18 protein-coding genes are annotated in these 16,135 nt (G+C 30.8%); all 18 read right to left on the bottom strand.

Going from position 1 to position 16,135, the window contains the following annotated elements:
* Positions 1-37 precede the first annotated feature (37 nt).
* The 18 genes from ACOMCU_RS11390 to ACOMCU_RS11305 all read right to left on the bottom strand — a co-directional run bounded on the left by ACOMCU_RS11390 (position 38) and on the right by ACOMCU_RS11305 (position 16,134).
* The gene (locus ACOMCU_RS11390) at positions 38-1,447 is read right to left on the bottom strand and encodes an undecaprenyl-phosphate glucose phosphotransferase (RefSeq protein WP_421050228.1); all 1,410 of its coding nucleotides are present in this window, start codon (positions 1,445-1,447) and stop codon (positions 38-40) included.
* A 28-nt stretch (positions 1,448-1,475) separates the two neighbouring features.
* Complete coding sequence (locus ACOMCU_RS11385) at positions 1,476-2,342, bottom strand: glycosyltransferase family 2 protein (protein ID WP_421050227.1); 867 nt, start codon at positions 2,340-2,342, stop codon at positions 1,476-1,478.
* 105 nt (positions 2,343-2,447) lie between these two features.
* Positions 2,448-3,302, bottom strand: a complete 855-nt coding sequence (gene rfbD / locus ACOMCU_RS11380) for a dTDP-4-dehydrorhamnose reductase (protein ID WP_421050226.1) — start codon at positions 3,300-3,302, stop codon at positions 2,448-2,450.
* The gene (gene rfbB / locus ACOMCU_RS11375) at positions 3,299-4,321 is read right to left on the bottom strand and encodes a dTDP-glucose 4,6-dehydratase (protein ID WP_421050225.1); all 1,023 of its coding nucleotides are present in this window, start codon (positions 4,319-4,321) and stop codon (positions 3,299-3,301) included. Before rfbB ends, rfbD begins: the two co-directional genes overlap by 4 nt.
* Before the next feature lie 5 nt (positions 4,322-4,326).
* Positions 4,327-4,890: a dTDP-4-dehydrorhamnose 3,5-epimerase gene (rfbC, locus tag ACOMCU_RS11370; protein WP_421050224.1), complete on the bottom strand. Its 564-nt coding sequence runs from the start codon at positions 4,888-4,890 to the stop codon at positions 4,327-4,329.
* A gap of 13 nt (positions 4,891-4,903) precedes the next feature.
* Positions 4,904-5,776 (bottom strand): glucose-1-phosphate thymidylyltransferase RfbA, encoded by an 873-nt coding sequence (gene rfbA / locus ACOMCU_RS11365; protein WP_421050223.1) that lies wholly within the window; start codon positions 5,774-5,776, stop codon positions 4,904-4,906.
* On the bottom strand, positions 5,748-6,926 hold the full coding sequence (gene rffA / locus ACOMCU_RS11360) for a dTDP-4-amino-4,6-dideoxygalactose transaminase (protein ID WP_421050222.1): 1,179 nt from the start codon (positions 6,924-6,926) through the stop codon (positions 5,748-5,750). Before rffA ends, rfbA begins: the two co-directional genes overlap by 29 nt.
* Positions 6,913-7,446, bottom strand: a complete 534-nt coding sequence (locus ACOMCU_RS11355; RefSeq protein ID WP_421050221.1) for an acyltransferase — start codon at positions 7,444-7,446, stop codon at positions 6,913-6,915. Before ACOMCU_RS11355 ends, rffA begins: the two co-directional genes overlap by 14 nt.
* On the bottom strand, positions 7,439-7,762 hold the full coding sequence (locus ACOMCU_RS11350) for an EamA family transporter (RefSeq protein ID WP_421050220.1): 324 nt from the start codon (positions 7,760-7,762) through the stop codon (positions 7,439-7,441). Before ACOMCU_RS11350 ends, ACOMCU_RS11355 begins: the two co-directional genes overlap by 8 nt.
* Positions 7,762-8,136, bottom strand: coding sequence for an EamA family transporter (locus tag ACOMCU_RS11345; protein ID WP_421050219.1), 375 nt, complete (start codon positions 8,134-8,136; stop codon positions 7,762-7,764). The genes ACOMCU_RS11350 and ACOMCU_RS11345 overlap by 1 nt, the downstream gene beginning before the upstream one ends.
* Positions 8,120-8,821, bottom strand: a complete 702-nt coding sequence (locus ACOMCU_RS11340) for a WbqC family protein (RefSeq protein ID WP_421050218.1) — start codon at positions 8,819-8,821, stop codon at positions 8,120-8,122. Before ACOMCU_RS11340 ends, ACOMCU_RS11345 begins: the two co-directional genes overlap by 17 nt.
* A 261-nt stretch (positions 8,822-9,082) precedes the next feature.
* Complete coding sequence (locus ACOMCU_RS11335) at positions 9,083-10,042, bottom strand: DegT/DnrJ/EryC1/StrS family aminotransferase (protein ID WP_421050217.1); 960 nt, start codon at positions 10,040-10,042, stop codon at positions 9,083-9,085.
* Entirely contained in the window at positions 10,029-10,691 is a 663-nt protein-coding gene (locus ACOMCU_RS11330) for a hypothetical protein (RefSeq protein WP_421050216.1), read from the bottom strand. Before ACOMCU_RS11330 ends, ACOMCU_RS11335 begins: the two co-directional genes overlap by 14 nt.
* A complete protein-coding gene (locus tag ACOMCU_RS11325) occupies positions 10,688-11,626 on the bottom strand; it encodes a glycosyltransferase family 2 protein (RefSeq protein WP_421050215.1) in 939 nt (312 codons plus the stop codon). Before ACOMCU_RS11325 ends, ACOMCU_RS11330 begins: the two co-directional genes overlap by 4 nt.
* A gap of 112 nt (positions 11,627-11,738) precedes the next feature.
* The gene (locus ACOMCU_RS11320) at positions 11,739-14,282 is read right to left on the bottom strand and encodes an ArnT family glycosyltransferase (protein ID WP_421050214.1); all 2,544 of its coding nucleotides are present in this window, start codon (positions 14,280-14,282) and stop codon (positions 11,739-11,741) included.
* Between the two features lie 35 nt (positions 14,283-14,317).
* Positions 14,318-14,812 (bottom strand): D-glycero-alpha-D-manno-heptose-1,7-bisphosphate 7-phosphatase, encoded by a 495-nt coding sequence (locus tag ACOMCU_RS11315; RefSeq protein ID WP_421050213.1) that lies wholly within the window; start codon positions 14,810-14,812, stop codon positions 14,318-14,320.
* On the bottom strand, positions 14,805-15,503 hold the full coding sequence (locus ACOMCU_RS11310) for a nucleotidyltransferase family protein (RefSeq protein WP_421050212.1): 699 nt from the start codon (positions 15,501-15,503) through the stop codon (positions 14,805-14,807). The genes ACOMCU_RS11315 and ACOMCU_RS11310 overlap by 8 nt, the downstream gene beginning before the upstream one ends.
* 1 nt (position 15,504) lies before the next feature.
* A complete protein-coding gene (locus ACOMCU_RS11305; RefSeq protein ID WP_421050211.1) occupies positions 15,505-16,134 on the bottom strand; it encodes a D-sedoheptulose 7-phosphate isomerase in 630 nt (209 codons plus the stop codon).
* Position 16,135: the final 1 nt, after the last annotated feature.

Below are 16,135 nucleotides of genomic sequence, written 5' to 3'. Positions count from 1 at the left end.
TAATTATTAATTTGCTATGTTCAATTGCTATTGTATGCTAATAAGCATTTTTATTCACAAAACCATTAATTACTGTCTTAATAACAATTTTAATATCAAATAATAGCGTCCAATTCTCAATATAATAGATGTCATGATCAATTCGATTTTGAATGGATGTATCACCACGTAAACCGCATACTTGGGCCCATCCAGTAATGCCTGGACGTACAAGGTGTTTTAACATATATTTAGGAATATCTTCTTTAAATTGATCCACAAAGAATGGTCGCTCAGGACGAGGTCCCACTACGCTCATATCACCTTTTAATACATTGAAAAATTGTGGTAACTCATCTAGGCTTGTCTTCCTTATGAACGTCCCAAATTTTGTGCGACGTGGATCATTTTCAACAGTCCACTGTGTGTCTGAATAGGTCTCTGACATCTGTTTCATAGATCGGAATTTATACATAGTGAATGTTCTGCGATTTATACCTACTCGCTCTTGTTTAAATAAAATTGGACCTGGAGATGTAATTTTGACTCCAATTGCAATAATGAATAATACTGGAAAAGTTATCATTATGGCTAACAATGAAAATGCTATATCAAAGGCTCTTTTTGAGATACGATTCACAAATTCATCTAAAGGAACATTTCTAACACTGATTATCGGGAGATCTCCAAATTTTTCAAAATGCGGGCTAGCAGGTAAGATATCATAAAAATCTGGAACAATGGAAACTCTTACTCCAGCCTTTTCACAAGTAAAGATGATTTTTTGATATTTAGGAAAAGCCGTTAAAGGTAACGCAATGATTACCTCATCTACAATTTTCTCTGACAATATTTTTTCAAGGGTATCAACCTTACCCAAGATTCTATATTCACCTTGCTCATCCATATCATTACTTGTTCTGTAATCGTCTAAAAATCCAAGTACTTGTAAACCGTACTCAGGATTTTTAATTAGGTTACTCATATATTTCTTCCCAATTGAGCCTGCACCTAAAATCAAAACAAATTGTTTATTAAAACCTTTACTTCTCAGTTTTCGTAAACTCTGTTTCACTACATATCGATAGATAATACTTATAATTACCGCCAAAACGAAATAAACTATTAAGAATACACGCGAAACGTCTATTGTTTTAACTATAAAAAGCACACTTAGTAATACGAACATGCCAAATAAATGCCCTTGAAATATCTTAAAAATCTCTGATGCGAATTTAATTTTACGTTTCGGGGCATACAATCTAACTAGAAAAGCTACAATTATGTATGCAATTGAATAGACTAAATTCCATAAAAAATAGTCAGTCAGAGGTAAATATGTCCCTAGTTGTTCTTCATTTAATATATGGAAACGTAAAAACCAAGCTAAAAAGAAAGCTATTTGTATAAATGTAAAATCCATTAACACATACAATTGTGTTAGAAATCGTTCTCTTCCTCTAATCATTATTTTCACCTTTTGTTTATAACTTTTATTAACGACCCTTTTTTAAAATATTTATAACAATTGATAGTGAGAGTTTTAATGAAATACCCAAATAAACTAGTACATTGACCAGCCCAATATATTTTTTAGAATAGTGCTTTTTATGAAATAAATACATGGCTCTATGAAATTCATAGACTATTTTAAACGGTTTTTTTCGACTACTTGCTCCTTTATAATGTACGATTGAAACGGTTGGATTATAATAAATCTTCCAATTAGCTTCTTTTATTCGGTAACACCAGTCAATATCTTCACCATACATAAAAAAATTTTCATCTAACAATCCTATCTCTTCAATCGTCTCTCGTCGAACCATCATAAATGCTCCAACTAAACAATCGATTTCATGCGTTTCATCCATATTTAAATAACTTTTATGATAGCTATTGAATTTTCGATTATAGGGAAATCTTTTGGCCAATCCCAACATATAATATAACGAAGCCTCTGGTGTTGGGAATCCTCGATGACATGCCTTGTCCAAGGTTCCATTTGGTAGTAAAACTTTACAGCCTGAACCTCCAGCCTCTTTATGATCGTCCATAAAATTAATAATATACGTGAGCGTATTTTGCATGACTATTGTATCAGAATTTAACAATAAAACATAGCGTCCTATTGATTCAAGTATAGCTTGATTATTTGCTTTAGAGAATCCAATGTTTTCTTTGTTTTCAATTACCTTTATCTTTGGATACTTGCTCTTAATAGCATCAACTGATTCATCAAAAGAATGGTTGTCAACTACAATAATTTCAAATTCATGTTCCATATTCGAATCATAGATAGATCGAATGCAATCAAGCGTTAACTTTTTTGTATTAAAATTAACAATAACAATACTAAGATCCATTACTTTAATCCCTCTTTTTATCATAATACTAATGGAAATTCTGATAAACAATTCCTATTTTCTAATAAAATGAGGTGAGTGCAACCTTGCGCTCACCTCATTTTATTAGTGAAGTTTGTTATTAAACTTTGACATAAATGAATTCAGTGCATTTCTCCAATGTCTAGGCTGTGAAAAATCATTAACACGTAACGCCATATTATCAAGAACTGAATAACTAGGTCTTTTCGCAGGTCTAGGAAATTGATTTGATGTTAATGGTTTAACTTTTATATCTACACCCGCTTCATCAAAAATAGCTTGTGCAAATTCAAACCAAGAGCACGACCCTTCATTAGTACAGTGATAAATACCATATTTATCTGTTTGGACTAAATCGATAATAAAGGTCGCCAAATCAACCGTATAAGTCGGAGAACCAACTTGGTCATGTACGACGCCTATTTCATCTTTCTCAGTAGCCAATTTTAACATCGTCTTCACAAAATTATTTCCATATTCTCCATACACCCAAGCTGTTCGAACAATAAAATACTTTGTGCTTAAGCTTTGCGTTAGTTGTTCACCTGCATATTTTGACTTCCCATAAACGCCTAAAGGGTTAACAGGTGCAAATTCTTCATATGGCTGAGTAGCAGTACCATCAAAAACATAATCTGTACTAATATAACAAATTTTCGCATCAACTTTTTCAGCAGCAACTGCTAAATTCCTTGGACCAAACGCATTTATATTAAAAGCACGTTCCTTCTCAACTTCTGCCTGATCCACATTAGTGAATGCAGCAGCATTAATAATAATATCAGGTTCAATCTCTCGAACTACATTATACACCTTGTTAAAATCTGTTATATCCAATTCTTCTTTACTAAAAGGAAAAAGTGCAATATTCAACTGTTTTAACTGGTCAACTAGTTCTTTTCCTAGTTGACCATTCGATCCAGTAATCAAGACCTTCATTCGATTTTCCCCAATGATTGACCATACTGCTGTTCATAATAATGCATGTAATCTCCCGAAATAATAGCGTCCCACCAAGACTGATTGTTTAAGTACCAGTCTATGGTGTCTTTCAAACCAGTTTCAAAGTTATATTTAGGAACCCAGCCTAGCTGTGTTTGAAGTTTTGTTGGATCAATCGCATAACGACGATCATGTCCTAATCGATCGTTTACGTAATTAATTAACGTTTCAGGTTTATTAAGGTGGCCTAATATAGCTTTCACTACTTCTACATTTGTTTTTTCATTATGTCCACCAACATTGTACACTTCCCCATCTATCCCTTTATGTAATACTAAATCAATAGCAGTACAATGATCCTCTACATGCAACCAATCACGAACATTCAACCCATCACCGTATACTGGTAAAGGTTTATCATTTAATGCATTAATAATCATTAAAGGAATTAATTTTTCTGGGAAATGGAACGGTCCATAGTTATTTGAACATCTTGTAATATTAACAGGTAACCCATACGTCTCATGATAAGCTAGTACTAACAAATCAGCCCCTGCTTTACTTGCACTGTAAGGACTATTCGGTGCTAATGGCGTTTCCTCAGTGAAGTAACCTTCTTTACCAAGAGAGCCGTATACTTCATCTGTCGAAACTTGAACATATTTTTTAATATTATATTTTTTAGCTGCATCCAGTAAAATTTGAGTTCCTTGAATATTCGTACTTACAAATATTCCAGGATTCGTTATACTACGGTCAACATGCGATTCTGCTGCAAAGTTCACTACAACATCGATAGAATTAGCAAAAACAGACTCAATAAATTCTTTGTCTGTAATATCACCTTTTATAAATTGATAATTGTGTTTTCCTTCAGACTCCTTCAAGTTTTGAAGGTTTCCAGCATAAGTAAGAGCATCCACATTAATAATATTATATGTAGGATATGCTCGAACCATATAGTTCACGAAATTACTGCCGATAAATCCCGCTCCACCAGTTACTAATATTTTCATTATTTTCAGTCCTTACTTTTATAAATAAATTGGCATTCTAAATCTTTTAAATTTGGATGTACAGTATCCTTTTCAGATAAGATTGGACTCGATGTTGGCCAATCTATATTTAAAGCAGGATCATTCCAAGCAATTCCTCTGTCATGCTCAGGAGAATAGTAATTATCTACTTTATATTGAAATTCCGTATTTTTCACTAACGTACAATAACCATGAGCAAATCCCTGAGGAATCAATAATTGTCTTTTATTATCCTCACTTAAAATAAACCCTTCCCATTGACCATATGTCGGAGAACCTGTTCGTATATCGACAATGACATCATAAACGGCACCTTTTGTAACTCTTACGAGCTTCGTCTGAGCATATGGCTCTAACTGATAATGTAAGCCACGTATAGTACCACTCTCAGCTGATAGTGAGTGATTATCTTGCACAAAATCAATTAAAAATCCTTGTTCTTCAAATAACTTTGCATTGTAAGTTTCCATAAAAAAACCGCGATGATCGCCAAATACATTTGGTTCAAAAAGAAACGCATCTAATAAATTTGTCTTAATAAACCCCACTTTAATAGTCTCCTCACAGTTTTCTATTCGCTAATTCAATTAAATATTGCCCATAACCATTTTTTCTTAATGGTTCGGCAAGTTCTAATAGCTGTTCCTTTGTAATATATCCTTTTCGAAATGCTATTTCTTCTAGGCAAGCAACTTTTAGACTTTGACGTCTTTCTATTGTCTCAATAAATGTAGATGCTTCTAAAAGTGATTCATGAGTACCTGTATCAAGCCAAGCAAAACCACGTCCAAGCAATTCAACATGAAGATTTCCTGACTCTAAAAAAGCCTTATTCACATCAGTAATTTCTAACTCCCCACGCTCAGAAGGCTTTATGGATTTTGCAATTTCTACTACACTATTATCGTAGAAATATAGACCTGTCACTGCGTAGCTCGATTTAGGTAAATCTGGTTTCTCTTCAATAGAAATTGCTTTACCCTCTTCATTAAATTCCACAACACCAAAACGTTCCGGGTCTTTAACATTATAACCAAAAACAGTTGCTCCATTTTCTCGTGAAGCAGCTCTTTCTAACATCGTTGTAAACTTATGTCCATAAAAAATATTATCGCCTAAAATTAATGCAACTGAATTTGAGCCTATAAATTCTTCTCCTATAATAAATGCCTGCGCTAACCCATCAGGTGAATCTTGTACGGCATAAGATAAGCTAATGCCAAGATCCTTACCATCTCCTAACAGTTGTTCAAAACGAGGTGTGTCCACAGGAGTTGAAATAATCAAAATGTCTTTAATACCAGCTAACATTAACACTGAAAGCGGATAGTATATCATCGGTTTGTCATAAATCGGTAATAACTGTTTCGATACAGAACGCGTTAATGGGTATAAACGTGTACCACTACCACCCGCTAATATAATTCCTTTCAATATGAACACCTCTATTTTCGTTTTTGTAGAAAGACTTAATAGCATCGACTACTACCATTATGTCAGATTTCGTTAAATTGTAGTACATTGGTAAACGTAATAACACATCACTTTCTTGTGTAGTTACAATATCCTCCCCATGAAAAACACTATAGTTTTGTCCAGCTATAGAGCTATGTAATGGTATATAATGAAATACAGCGCCGATCTCCATAATTTTTAAATACTCAATTAATTCTGTTCTTTCTACTAAATCCCTAACTTTTATATAAAACATATGAGCATTATGTCTACATATTTCTGGAACAACAGGTAAATTAATATACCCTTCATCAGCAAGTGCCTGTAACTTCTCATAATAATACTGCCAACTACTTAATCTATTTTGATTAATTAGTTCTGCATTTTCCAGTTGTCCGTAAAGATACGCAGCATTTAACTCACTTGGCAGATAAGAAGAACCAATATCTACCCAACCATACTTATCGACTTGTCCTCTAAAGAACTTGGAACGATTTGTACCTTTTTCCCGTATAATTTCAGCTCTCTCAATAAATCTCTCGTCATTTATTAACAAAGCTCCACCTTCACCACAGTTGTAATTTTTTGTTTCATGAAAACTATAACAACCTAAATGTCCAATAGTACCAAGTGCTTTGCCTTTATAATAACTATTTACCCCTTGCGCAGCATCCTCAACTACCATTAAATTATACTTATTTGCAATTTGCATTATGATATCCATTTCACAAGAAACTCCTGCATAGTGAACTGGTACAATTGCTTTAGTTCGAGTTGTAATTGCCTCTTCTATTTTCATCTCATCGATATTCATTGTATCCGGTCGAATGTCTACGAAAATAATCTTTGCCCCTCTTAATACAAAAGCATTTGCAGTAGAAACGAAGGTGTAGGAAGGCATGATGACCTCGTCACCTGGTTGAATATCAATCAAAATCGCCGCCATTTCTAAGGCATGTGTACAAGATGTTGTTAGTAAAACTTTCTTAGCACCATACAAACTTTCGATTAATGCACTACATTTTTGAGTGAATATACCATCACCCGAAAATTTCACTCTATCATTAATTAACTCATTTAAATAATAAGCTTCTTTCCCTACTACAGCGGGTATATTAAATGGTATCATTCTCCAAAACTCTCCTTTTGATTACCTTGGCTGGATTTCCAACAGCTATTGTATAAGGCGGAACACTTTTTGAAACAATCGAACCTGCACCTATTATTGCTCCATCTCCAATACTAACTCCAGGTAAAATAATACTGCGTCCCCCTATCCAAACATCATCACCTACAATAATTGATGCTGCTGTATCAGGCAAATCAATTTGGCTATAGTCATGACTTGCAGAAAAAAAAGTTACGTTTGGTCCAATTGCTACATTATTTCCTATTTTGATATATGCATCTTTAACCTGATATGAAGAAAAAAATGAACATCCTCGATTTATCCAAACTCCGTTACCTATAGATATTTTTTTAGTATACCTAAAATAGGTACCATGATCGATATGATTATGCTCTCCAAATTCTTCGAATAAAATTTTATAGAGACATTTTCTAATAAAGTACGGTAATAAATTAAGCATTAAAAAAAAGAGATTTTCCAAATATGAATACATACTAAATATAAAAATTTTTTTATTCATAAGTAAATACTATCACTCCAATACAAATTAAGATTGAACCAATTATTGTAAACTTATTAATTTTTTCTTTCAAAAAAATATAAGAGAATAAAATTGTAAGTACATGGTTAAATGCAATAATAATAGTTAAGTATTTTAAAGAAATATAATTTAACAAAACTACAGATAGAATTGTGATAATTAGAAACATACTATATGCAATAATTAGAAAGATTATTTTTTTCTTAACTATCTTGTTTTCTAATACGGCTTTTTTTAGACATATTTGACTCGTTGCATTTAGTATTGGTAACATTATCGCTATAATTATAAACATCAGTAAATGCTACTTTCTTTTTCAAAATTCATAACAAATATACCAATCATAATAATAATTGTCCCTATAATATTGTTAATACTTATAGGCTCTTTAAAGATAAAATACGTATAAATAAGAATAAACAAATAAATAAGGGCTGTATAAGGATATGCTTTAGATAATTCCATTTTATTTAATGTTTTTTGCCAAAAAATAGCTTGTATACCTAAACATACTAGCGATAAAAAATAATATTTATTGACAATATAAAAAATAAAAGGTGTATTTTCTAAACTTACAGCTGCTAATTTACTAAAAACAAACGAAAATGATTGAAATACTATGCTTAAAATAAGGAAAAAATACATATATACATTATTTATTATTTTCATTTCTCCAACCCCAAATATAATAAGGCGCCTCTACACCTGTATGAAATAAAAGATCTAGAATAGTAACGTTATGTGTACAAGGAAAATCAAACTGAGTATACTCAGGATAATCTTGATAATCTTTGTATGTTAACTTTATACCAGCCTCTTTAAATTTCTCTTCAGAAATATAGTCTTTTGCAGCAGGACCTGATATATATTCATCTGTTTCAACTGCTTTTAATAAATTTATCAATCTATCTAATTTTTTTCCTTCTATATTATTTACTTCTTTTGAGTCCATAAACTTAACCTTTATACCTAACATTACAGAAATCTTTCTTATAATAAACTGATTTAAGTCGGATAAGCTTTCCCACTCATTATCTAAATATATTTCTTTCAGTAGTTCTGAATATAATGAAAAATAAGGTGATTTAGAATAATGTTGACTCAAAGAATTCCAATGTTTTTTTTGCCAACTTCGATCCTCAAGCGTTACTTCATTTATTAATTGTTTTTTTGCACCTACAGGAATAGTTAACCACTTTGTTTCATTTTCCACTTTAATTTTATTTCTATTTCTCCAGTCATTTTTAGTATATTGCACGTCATCATAAAAAATAAAAAGGTCAACATCATTTATAATGTCAAAATAACCTTTCCAAGGGATGTAATTCGATTGTAAAACAGCGACTTTTTTCATATATCCTCCCGTATTCTCACCTTCAGGTCAAAATGAACAATTTTTGCACGAATAGAATGAATACTTTTTTTGAATAAGCCCTCATATAGGCATAATGATCAGCCTTGAAATCTCGTTATTAAAAGAATAGTGGCTGTTGCAGTAATGTTACAATACTGCAACTCCAAATAAAGTGGACATAAATTTACGTAAAAATGTTCATGACATTCAAGAGAAAACCGCCTGTTTTTATTTTGATGGTCACAAGTATTGCTTATTTTATTACTTTAATAAGTATTTATTTATTATCTCACAAGCTAAGTAAGCTTTATCTTCACTAAAATATCTATCGTTGAATAAATTTAATATCTTTGTATCAATATATTTGGCATTTGGTGAATTATTGTTTGAAAAAATATTACTTAAAGAACTATAATGCGCACTTGCGAATAATCCTTTTTCAAATAAAAGTTCTAATATTTCATCTCTTTGAGGAAGTAATATATTAAATCTCCAGTTCTGAAATTTCGAATCCAATTGTATTTCAGAAGGAAGATTATTTGTATAAATATAATTTAATTTTCTCTTTATCTCATTTACTTTCTCTAATTCTTCCATAACTTTTGCTTTATACATGTCAAAGTTTATGGAAGGCTTTGAACTATTTAACCAATTTAAATCTTCATAAATATATTTGAACCCATTTTTCACACTATGATTATATTTTTTTTCTAGTATTTCTAAATCAAGCTCATTAAATTCCAACTGATGTTCATAATAATCAACTCTCGAGTTTATAAAAGCATAGCCCCCATAACCAATGTCTATATACTTAGAGTAGCCTGTACTAAAAATTTCTAAATCTATTAAATGATTTTCAAGTTTATTTTTAGAGAAATCCGGTATCGCTAAACATTTATCATGAACAATTTTAATATCAGTATTTAATAATCGTATCTCTTTAGAAAAATTTGATATATCATTGTTTACACCATAACTATTAACATAAATAATACCACTATAAAAATCTGGATTTTTATTCAATTTTTCTAATATAAGCTTTTCATCAATACATAGAGTTTCTAATGATATATCTACAAATTCGAATTCGACTTTTGCCTTTAGAAATGTAATTGGTACTATTGGACATATATTAGAAGGTATTAAAAATTTGCCACTAAATTTATTGGACACTAGGAAATTATATAAAATTACAGAAGCTCTTTTTTCAAATGCTATCATACTTACACCTCGCGGGATTGCCATACACCGTTTGGCGTTTATTAACATTTCTTGTAACATTAGAATTCATTCCTACGAAAGAATAGTTTTCTATGTCTAAGTTTTCTCGAATTGTTGAATTTAATCCAATAAATGTGCCGTCATGTAACTTCACATTTGAACCAATACAATTACCTGCCGCTATAAAATTATAATCATTTATATTTGTGTCGTGCTCTACAACAACATTATTATTAACTATGTTAAAATTGCCCATTTTAACATTACTATTTATTGTAGAATGAGATAAAATCACATTACCTATTCCGATTGTCGCGCTTCTAGCTATATATGAACTAGGATGAATAAAATTAGTGAATTTATTTAGACTAATATTATATGACTTAAGTAAGTTCACTCTATCTTCCATTTTGTCTGGTCGATACAAAGCAAAAATGTATTTCACATCACTGTATCTATCGTACTTTTTTAAATCCATAGTACTACATAGAACTGGGAATCCATTTATCTCTTTCCCCAAAGATGGATCATCAATAGAAAAACCTAATAGTTCGATATTTTCTCCAAACTTTTTACTTGCATTATCTATTTGTTCTGCTATATTTATTGCGGTCCCCTTTCCCCCGATAATAATAATCTTTTGCATCATTTTCCTCCTCCCTTTAGGAATTCTGAAACTATATATAAAGGCTTTTTGGATGTTTTAAAATTTATTTTAGCTATATATTCTCCTATAATACCAATCAAGAACATTTGAATCCCACCAAAGAATAGAATAGCAGCCATTATGGATGGATATCCTGATTGAGAAATATTTCCTAAAACTCTACTACCAATCACAACTATTAGCCATACAAATCCTACAAATGATGAACATAAACCAATCCAAGTACCTGCTTTTATAGGAATATTTGAAAACTCAATAAATATATTAAAAGTATGCTTTACTAACTTTATTAATGAATAATTACTTTCCCCACTCCCTCTTATGCCATGCTGCAAATGAACAGTAGAATAATTATTTGTAATCCATGATAAATACCCATCTATAAAGGGAAAAGAAGAATCAAATCTATTAAGACTCTTAGCTATATTTTGTTTCATAATACGGAAGCCCGTATAATCATAATTCATGTTTGGAATAATTACATTAAAAACTTTTCTGGCTAAATTAGAGGTAAAGTTTCTCCATTTCGAATGGGAACGCTCTTCAAAAATTCCGTAGACAAGATCATAACCCTTTTGTACTTCTGAGAACAATAGAGGTATATCTTCAGGACTATGTTCTAAATCATCATCTATAGTCACAATCCAATCACCTGAAGAATTATTTATTCCACATAACGTCGCTGCGTGTTGTCCAAAGTTACGTGTATGTTGTATTATAATCACATCTTTATCAGTTTCCGCGACTTTTTGTAGTTGATTCCATGCAGAATCACCACCACAATCCTCAACAAACACAAGTTCAAAAGGAATGTTCATGCTTTTCAAAGTAGCTTTCAGCCTACTATATAATTCTAATACATGTTTTCCAGACTTATAAACTGGAATTACTACTGATAAAACGGGCTTATTTGACATTTTTAAAATCTCCCTAAAATATTAGAACAAAATTTATTATCTAATGTACTTTAAGAAAGGTATAGGTTAAATTTTCAATCCCTCCCTTATTTTAAGCAACATTAATTTCGTATTATCTAGTCTCCATCCTTTTAACAATTATACTCAGTTCTCTTATATCATTTGAATTTCCATCTTCCTTTGGTACAAAAGATTTATCCGTATTAATTTCAATTTCTATTATCTTATTTTTCGGTATTTCTTTTTTTATTTGAAAATCTCCCGCTTTAAGAACTTCCTCCGATATTCTTTCTCCATCTATATTTATGGATAGCGTAATTTCATCATATCTCTCAGGAACTATACCTTCTAATAATAACTCACCCAAATTACCACTTTTGAAAATAGAAGTAGCATTTTTATTTATCCATCTATAATCGCCTTCAGCTTCATGCCACCCTTCTCTTAAAATCGTCGTATCTAAAGTATTCCCTACCCAATTTATCGTTCTAATATCTAGTAATTTATATTTTTCTGATTCTATTTTATTATTAGATACTTCTTCTAACATTGAAATCACATTTTTAACACTTTCAAAATCTTCAACTTCTTCTTTTGGTGTAATTATAAAATCAATCTTTGCCCACTTTAAATATTCATAAAAATTTTGTTCAGAAGATACTATGCTTGAATTACCTAGATGATCAGATGCAATTCCTGTAATGTGCTCAAATCTTGTTGACAGATAATTTAATACCTGTTCATCGCCAAATCCTACCGTCCTAGTATTATGTGGTACTTTTTGTATATACTCTTCTATCTCATTTAACCCATAAGCTTCGAAAAGCAAATCATTACTCTCTTTTTGATATATCTCCAAATTGGATGTAAATTGTTGAGTTCCCCACTGCCATGAAGAATGTGACACAAAGGTAAGTATCAATTGAATAGGTAAAAATATTAAAACACCTATATTAATCCATTTCTGCAACTTTGAATCCACAAGATTTTTCCTAATAAATATATATATACCGAGAAATGCAAGAACAATAGGGATGAGGAAGTAATTTCCATCTCCGGCATTTATCATAAAAGTGGCGAAAAAAATACCAACTAACACTACAGGCAAACCAAAAATCACTAGTAAATTTGAAGATTTGTCTACTATTTTAATCCTCTTAAATATAACTAAAATAACTAACACTATAGCTAAAAAGACTAGCAGATTTCCGGTCCATAACATAATGATATGAGGATAATCTTTAGGATCTAGTAAAAGTTTATACCATCTTTCCATAATTTCAGATAAAGAAAAATTTATAACTAGTCCATCTACGTCATGTTCAGCAGTAACTGGATATTTTGCTTTAAACCCAAGTTTATTCCATAAACCTATCCCTGATGGATAAACTGGGTATCCGGTTAGCCTGAATGTTCTATAGCATATTAATAATAAACTAACTAATGACGCAATTAATAACCAATACAACGATTTTGCTTTATATAAATTACTTAATAAAAAGTATTGTTTATCATATTTTTTAATCCCAATAATCACAACAATTAAAAATCCAAATAATAGAAAGGGAACATATAAAAAACTTGTAGATTTCCCCCCTAAAGATAATACCAATGCTGAAAAACCAAAGATTAATTCTTTGCTTTTATTCTCATAAACAAAGTTCATTAAATGAAATACCCCTAATATTATAAAGAAAATCGAAAAAATATCTGGTTTAGCAGTAGTCGATATATTAGCGAATGCTGGTATTGTAGCCAACATTAATGTGCCTATTAAAGAATATAAGGGTTTCTTTATTAAATTATCGGAAATTTTGAATATAACAATCAAACTAAGAATAAAAAATAAAATATTAATGCTATAAATAAAACTATAATCCCCCAAATTACTTAATGGTAAAGTGAAGAATTCAAATAATTTAGGATAATAGTGTACGAATTGGACAAGCCCTAAATTATCGAAAAATGAATTTTCTCCAACCAATACAAATTCTGGTCTTAAACCATACCATATAGAATCATAATCTATAGCTCTGTTAGATTTACTTAATAAAGCTAATACAAGAACTACTATAAAGGAAATTATATCTTTCTCATTTTTTGAAAACCTATTTAAACTTTCAGCTAAAAAGAATGCAAAAGGCTTATTAACACCCCTATGTAGACTTAATACAAATAGTATCAAAGTTGTAATTCTAATATTGTTTATTGTACCAAATCCTATAAGTGCTAAAATTAGATTTATAACAGACCAAATTGTAAAACCAATTAAAAAGTTTCTTAAGTAGACAACCAATTTATCATTATTTGTATTTGGATAAAATCTTTTATTAACATATCCACCAATAGAAAAAATTACTTCGAAATAAAAAATAGTTATTAATATCGGAAAAAAAAGATTTGTATTTATTAAATAGATTATAGTAATTAAAGCTACAAGAACGAAGTTATAACTAGTATTTAAAAATCTATTAACAAATATATAACATAATAAGATAATTATAAGGAGACTTCCACCTTCAATCGTTTCCGGTTGTATTAAATGCCAGCTAAATACATCAATTATTATGTTGTCAAATACAGCTACCTGAAATGCGAGAGCTACTAACACAAATAATAAGATATAAGGGAACTGTTGTATTATTTTGGTCTTCAATATTTAATCCTCCTATATTTTACTTCTCAATGTTTTTATAAATCTTTTAATAATTTATTGAGATTATGATTTATAATCTTTATATTTCTCGCTACTCCAGCAGCCTCTGCAGCTTGAATATCACTATCCTTATCCCCAATTAGTATTGATTGTGCGAGATTTATATTGTATTTATCTTTGGCCTTTAATATCATACCCGGTTTAGGTTTTCGGTCAAATGAATCTTTTTTATATTTTTGAATACCATGTATTGGGTGAAACGGACAATAATACACCTCTGTAATAGTAATTCCTTTTTGTTGGAATTGATCAATCATCCAATCATTTAAAATACGGAAGTCTTCTTCTGTATAATATCCCCTACCAATTCCAGCTTGGTTCGTTACGACAATGATTAAATAGCCTTTATCTTGAAAGGACTTTGCTAGTTCAAAAATGCCCTCTATAAACTCAAAGTCCTCAATTTTATATACATAGTTCTTCTCAATATTTATAACTCCATCTCGATCTAAAAATAAGGCTTTATTCATCGAATAGCTCCTTTACTTCTTTCTGAGATTTTTCATAATCCTCTGGAATCCCTATATCAATGAAGTATGACGAAGATTTATATCCATTAACATCTAACTCATTAAGTCTTGATTCTAATATTTCTTTCTCAAACGAGAATGTTTTAGGAAGATTAAAGTTATCTAAAATGCCTTTATTTACTATGTAAATTCCACCATTAATATATCCATCATCTTTGTATTTCTTTTCTTCAAAGCCTACTACTTTATTCCCACTCATAATAACAGAGCCATATCTGTCATAACTGGTTAATTGTTTTAAAGCTATTGATATGTCTGCATTAGATGTTAGATGTTGATGAATGAATTCAGACAGATCAACATTAAATAGAGTATCTCCATTCAGTATTAATATTTCTTCAGATTCAATTAATTGTAGCGCCTTTTTTATAGCTCCTCCTGTACCTAGTGGAGTTTCCTCAATAGAATACTTAATATTTATATTTTGAAAGTCTGTTGAAAAGTAGTTTTCGATTACTTCATGCTTATAGCCAGTACATAATACAACATTTTCTATTTCGTAATTTGACAAATATTGAAGAAGGTAGCTTAAAAACGGTTTATTTGCGACTGGTGCCATTGGTTTTGGGACGTCGCTAACTACAGATCGTAGTCTTGTCCCAAATCCTCCAGCTAAAATAATTGCATCCATATTATGACTCCTGAGAAGCAAATACAAGTGGCGTATTAAAGCCTTGGCCAAATATTGCTTCTTCTATAATTGAACAAATGATATGACCCACTAAAATATGTGATTCTTGAATTCGTGGCGTTTCATTTGATGGAATCTTAATACAATAATCACAAAGCGCTGCCATTTTCCCACCACTTTCACCTGTGAATCCAACTGTGATGATATTTTTATTTTTGCACTCTTCTAGTGCTTTAATAACATTTGCAGAATTACCTGACGTTGAAATACCAATAAACATATCTCCCTCAACGCCGTTTGCTTGAATTTGTCTTGAGAATAATCGATCATAGCCATAATCATTACCTATAGCAGTCAAAATAGAAGTATCTGTTGTTAATGCTATAGATGGTAAGCCTGGTCGATCAAAGTAAAATCTGCTAACTAGTTCTCCAGCGATATGCTGAGCATCGGCTGCACTGCCACCGTTCCCAGCAAGCATGACTTTATTTCCTTTTTCATAAAGTTCAACAGCTTTTACTGAAATTTCTTCTATTAAGCTCATTAATCCTTTATTACTTATAATTGCTTGTTTCACTTCAATCGACTGTTCAATCTGCTTTTCCATAAATTCATTAATTGACTTATTCATT

It is taken from the genome of Lysinibacillus sp. UGB7, assembly GCF_049058285.1.
Taxonomy (GTDB): domain Bacteria; phylum Bacillota; class Bacilli; order Bacillales_A; family Planococcaceae; genus Lysinibacillus; species Lysinibacillus sphaericus_B.
This window is presented reverse-complemented; position numbering and strand designations above follow the sequence as displayed.

Coding starts and splice junctions, on each gene's coding strand:
- ACOMCU_RS11390 (WP_421050228.1), bottom strand. CDS start 1,447: ATGATTAGAGGAAGAGAACGATTTCTAACACAATTGTATGTGTTAATG.
- ACOMCU_RS11385 (WP_421050227.1), bottom strand. CDS start 2,342: ATGGATCTTAGTATTGTTATTGTTAATTTTAATACAAAAAAGTTAACG.
- rfbD (WP_421050226.1), bottom strand. CDS start 3,302: ATGAAGGTCTTGATTACTGGATCGAATGGTCAACTAGGAAAAGAACTA.
- rfbB (WP_421050225.1), bottom strand. CDS start 4,321: ATGAAAATATTAGTAACTGGTGGAGCGGGATTTATCGGCAGTAATTTC.
- rffA (WP_421050222.1), bottom strand. CDS start 6,926: ATGATACCATTTAATATACCCGCTGTAGTAGGGAAAGAAGCTTATTAT.
- ACOMCU_RS11355 (WP_421050221.1), bottom strand. CDS start 7,446: ATGAATAAAAAAATTTTTATATTTAGTATGTATTCATATTTGGAAAAT.
- ACOMCU_RS11350 (WP_421050220.1), bottom strand. CDS start 7,762: ATGTTTATAATTATAGCGATAATGTTACCAATACTAAATGCAACGAGT.
- ACOMCU_RS11345 (WP_421050219.1), bottom strand. CDS start 8,136: ATGAAAATAATAAATAATGTATATATGTATTTTTTCCTTATTTTAAGC.
- ACOMCU_RS11340 (WP_421050218.1), bottom strand. CDS start 8,821: ATGAAAAAAGTCGCTGTTTTACAATCGAATTACATCCCTTGGAAAGGT.
- ACOMCU_RS11335 (WP_421050217.1), bottom strand. CDS start 10,042: ATGATAGCATTTGAAAAAAGAGCTTCTGTAATTTTATATAATTTCCTA.
- ACOMCU_RS11330 (WP_421050216.1), bottom strand. CDS start 10,691: ATGATGCAAAAGATTATTATTATCGGGGGAAAGGGGACCGCAATAAAT.
- ACOMCU_RS11325 (WP_421050215.1), bottom strand. CDS start 11,626: ATGTCAAATAAGCCCGTTTTATCAGTAGTAATTCCAGTTTATAAGTCT.
- ACOMCU_RS11315 (WP_421050213.1), bottom strand. CDS start 14,812: ATGAATAAAGCCTTATTTTTAGATCGAGATGGAGTTATAAATATTGAG.
- ACOMCU_RS11310 (WP_421050212.1), bottom strand. CDS start 15,503: ATGGATGCAATTATTTTAGCTGGAGGATTTGGGACAAGACTACGATCT.
- ACOMCU_RS11305 (WP_421050211.1), bottom strand. CDS start 16,134: ATGAATAAGTCAATTAATGAATTTATGGAAAAGCAGATTGAACAGTCG.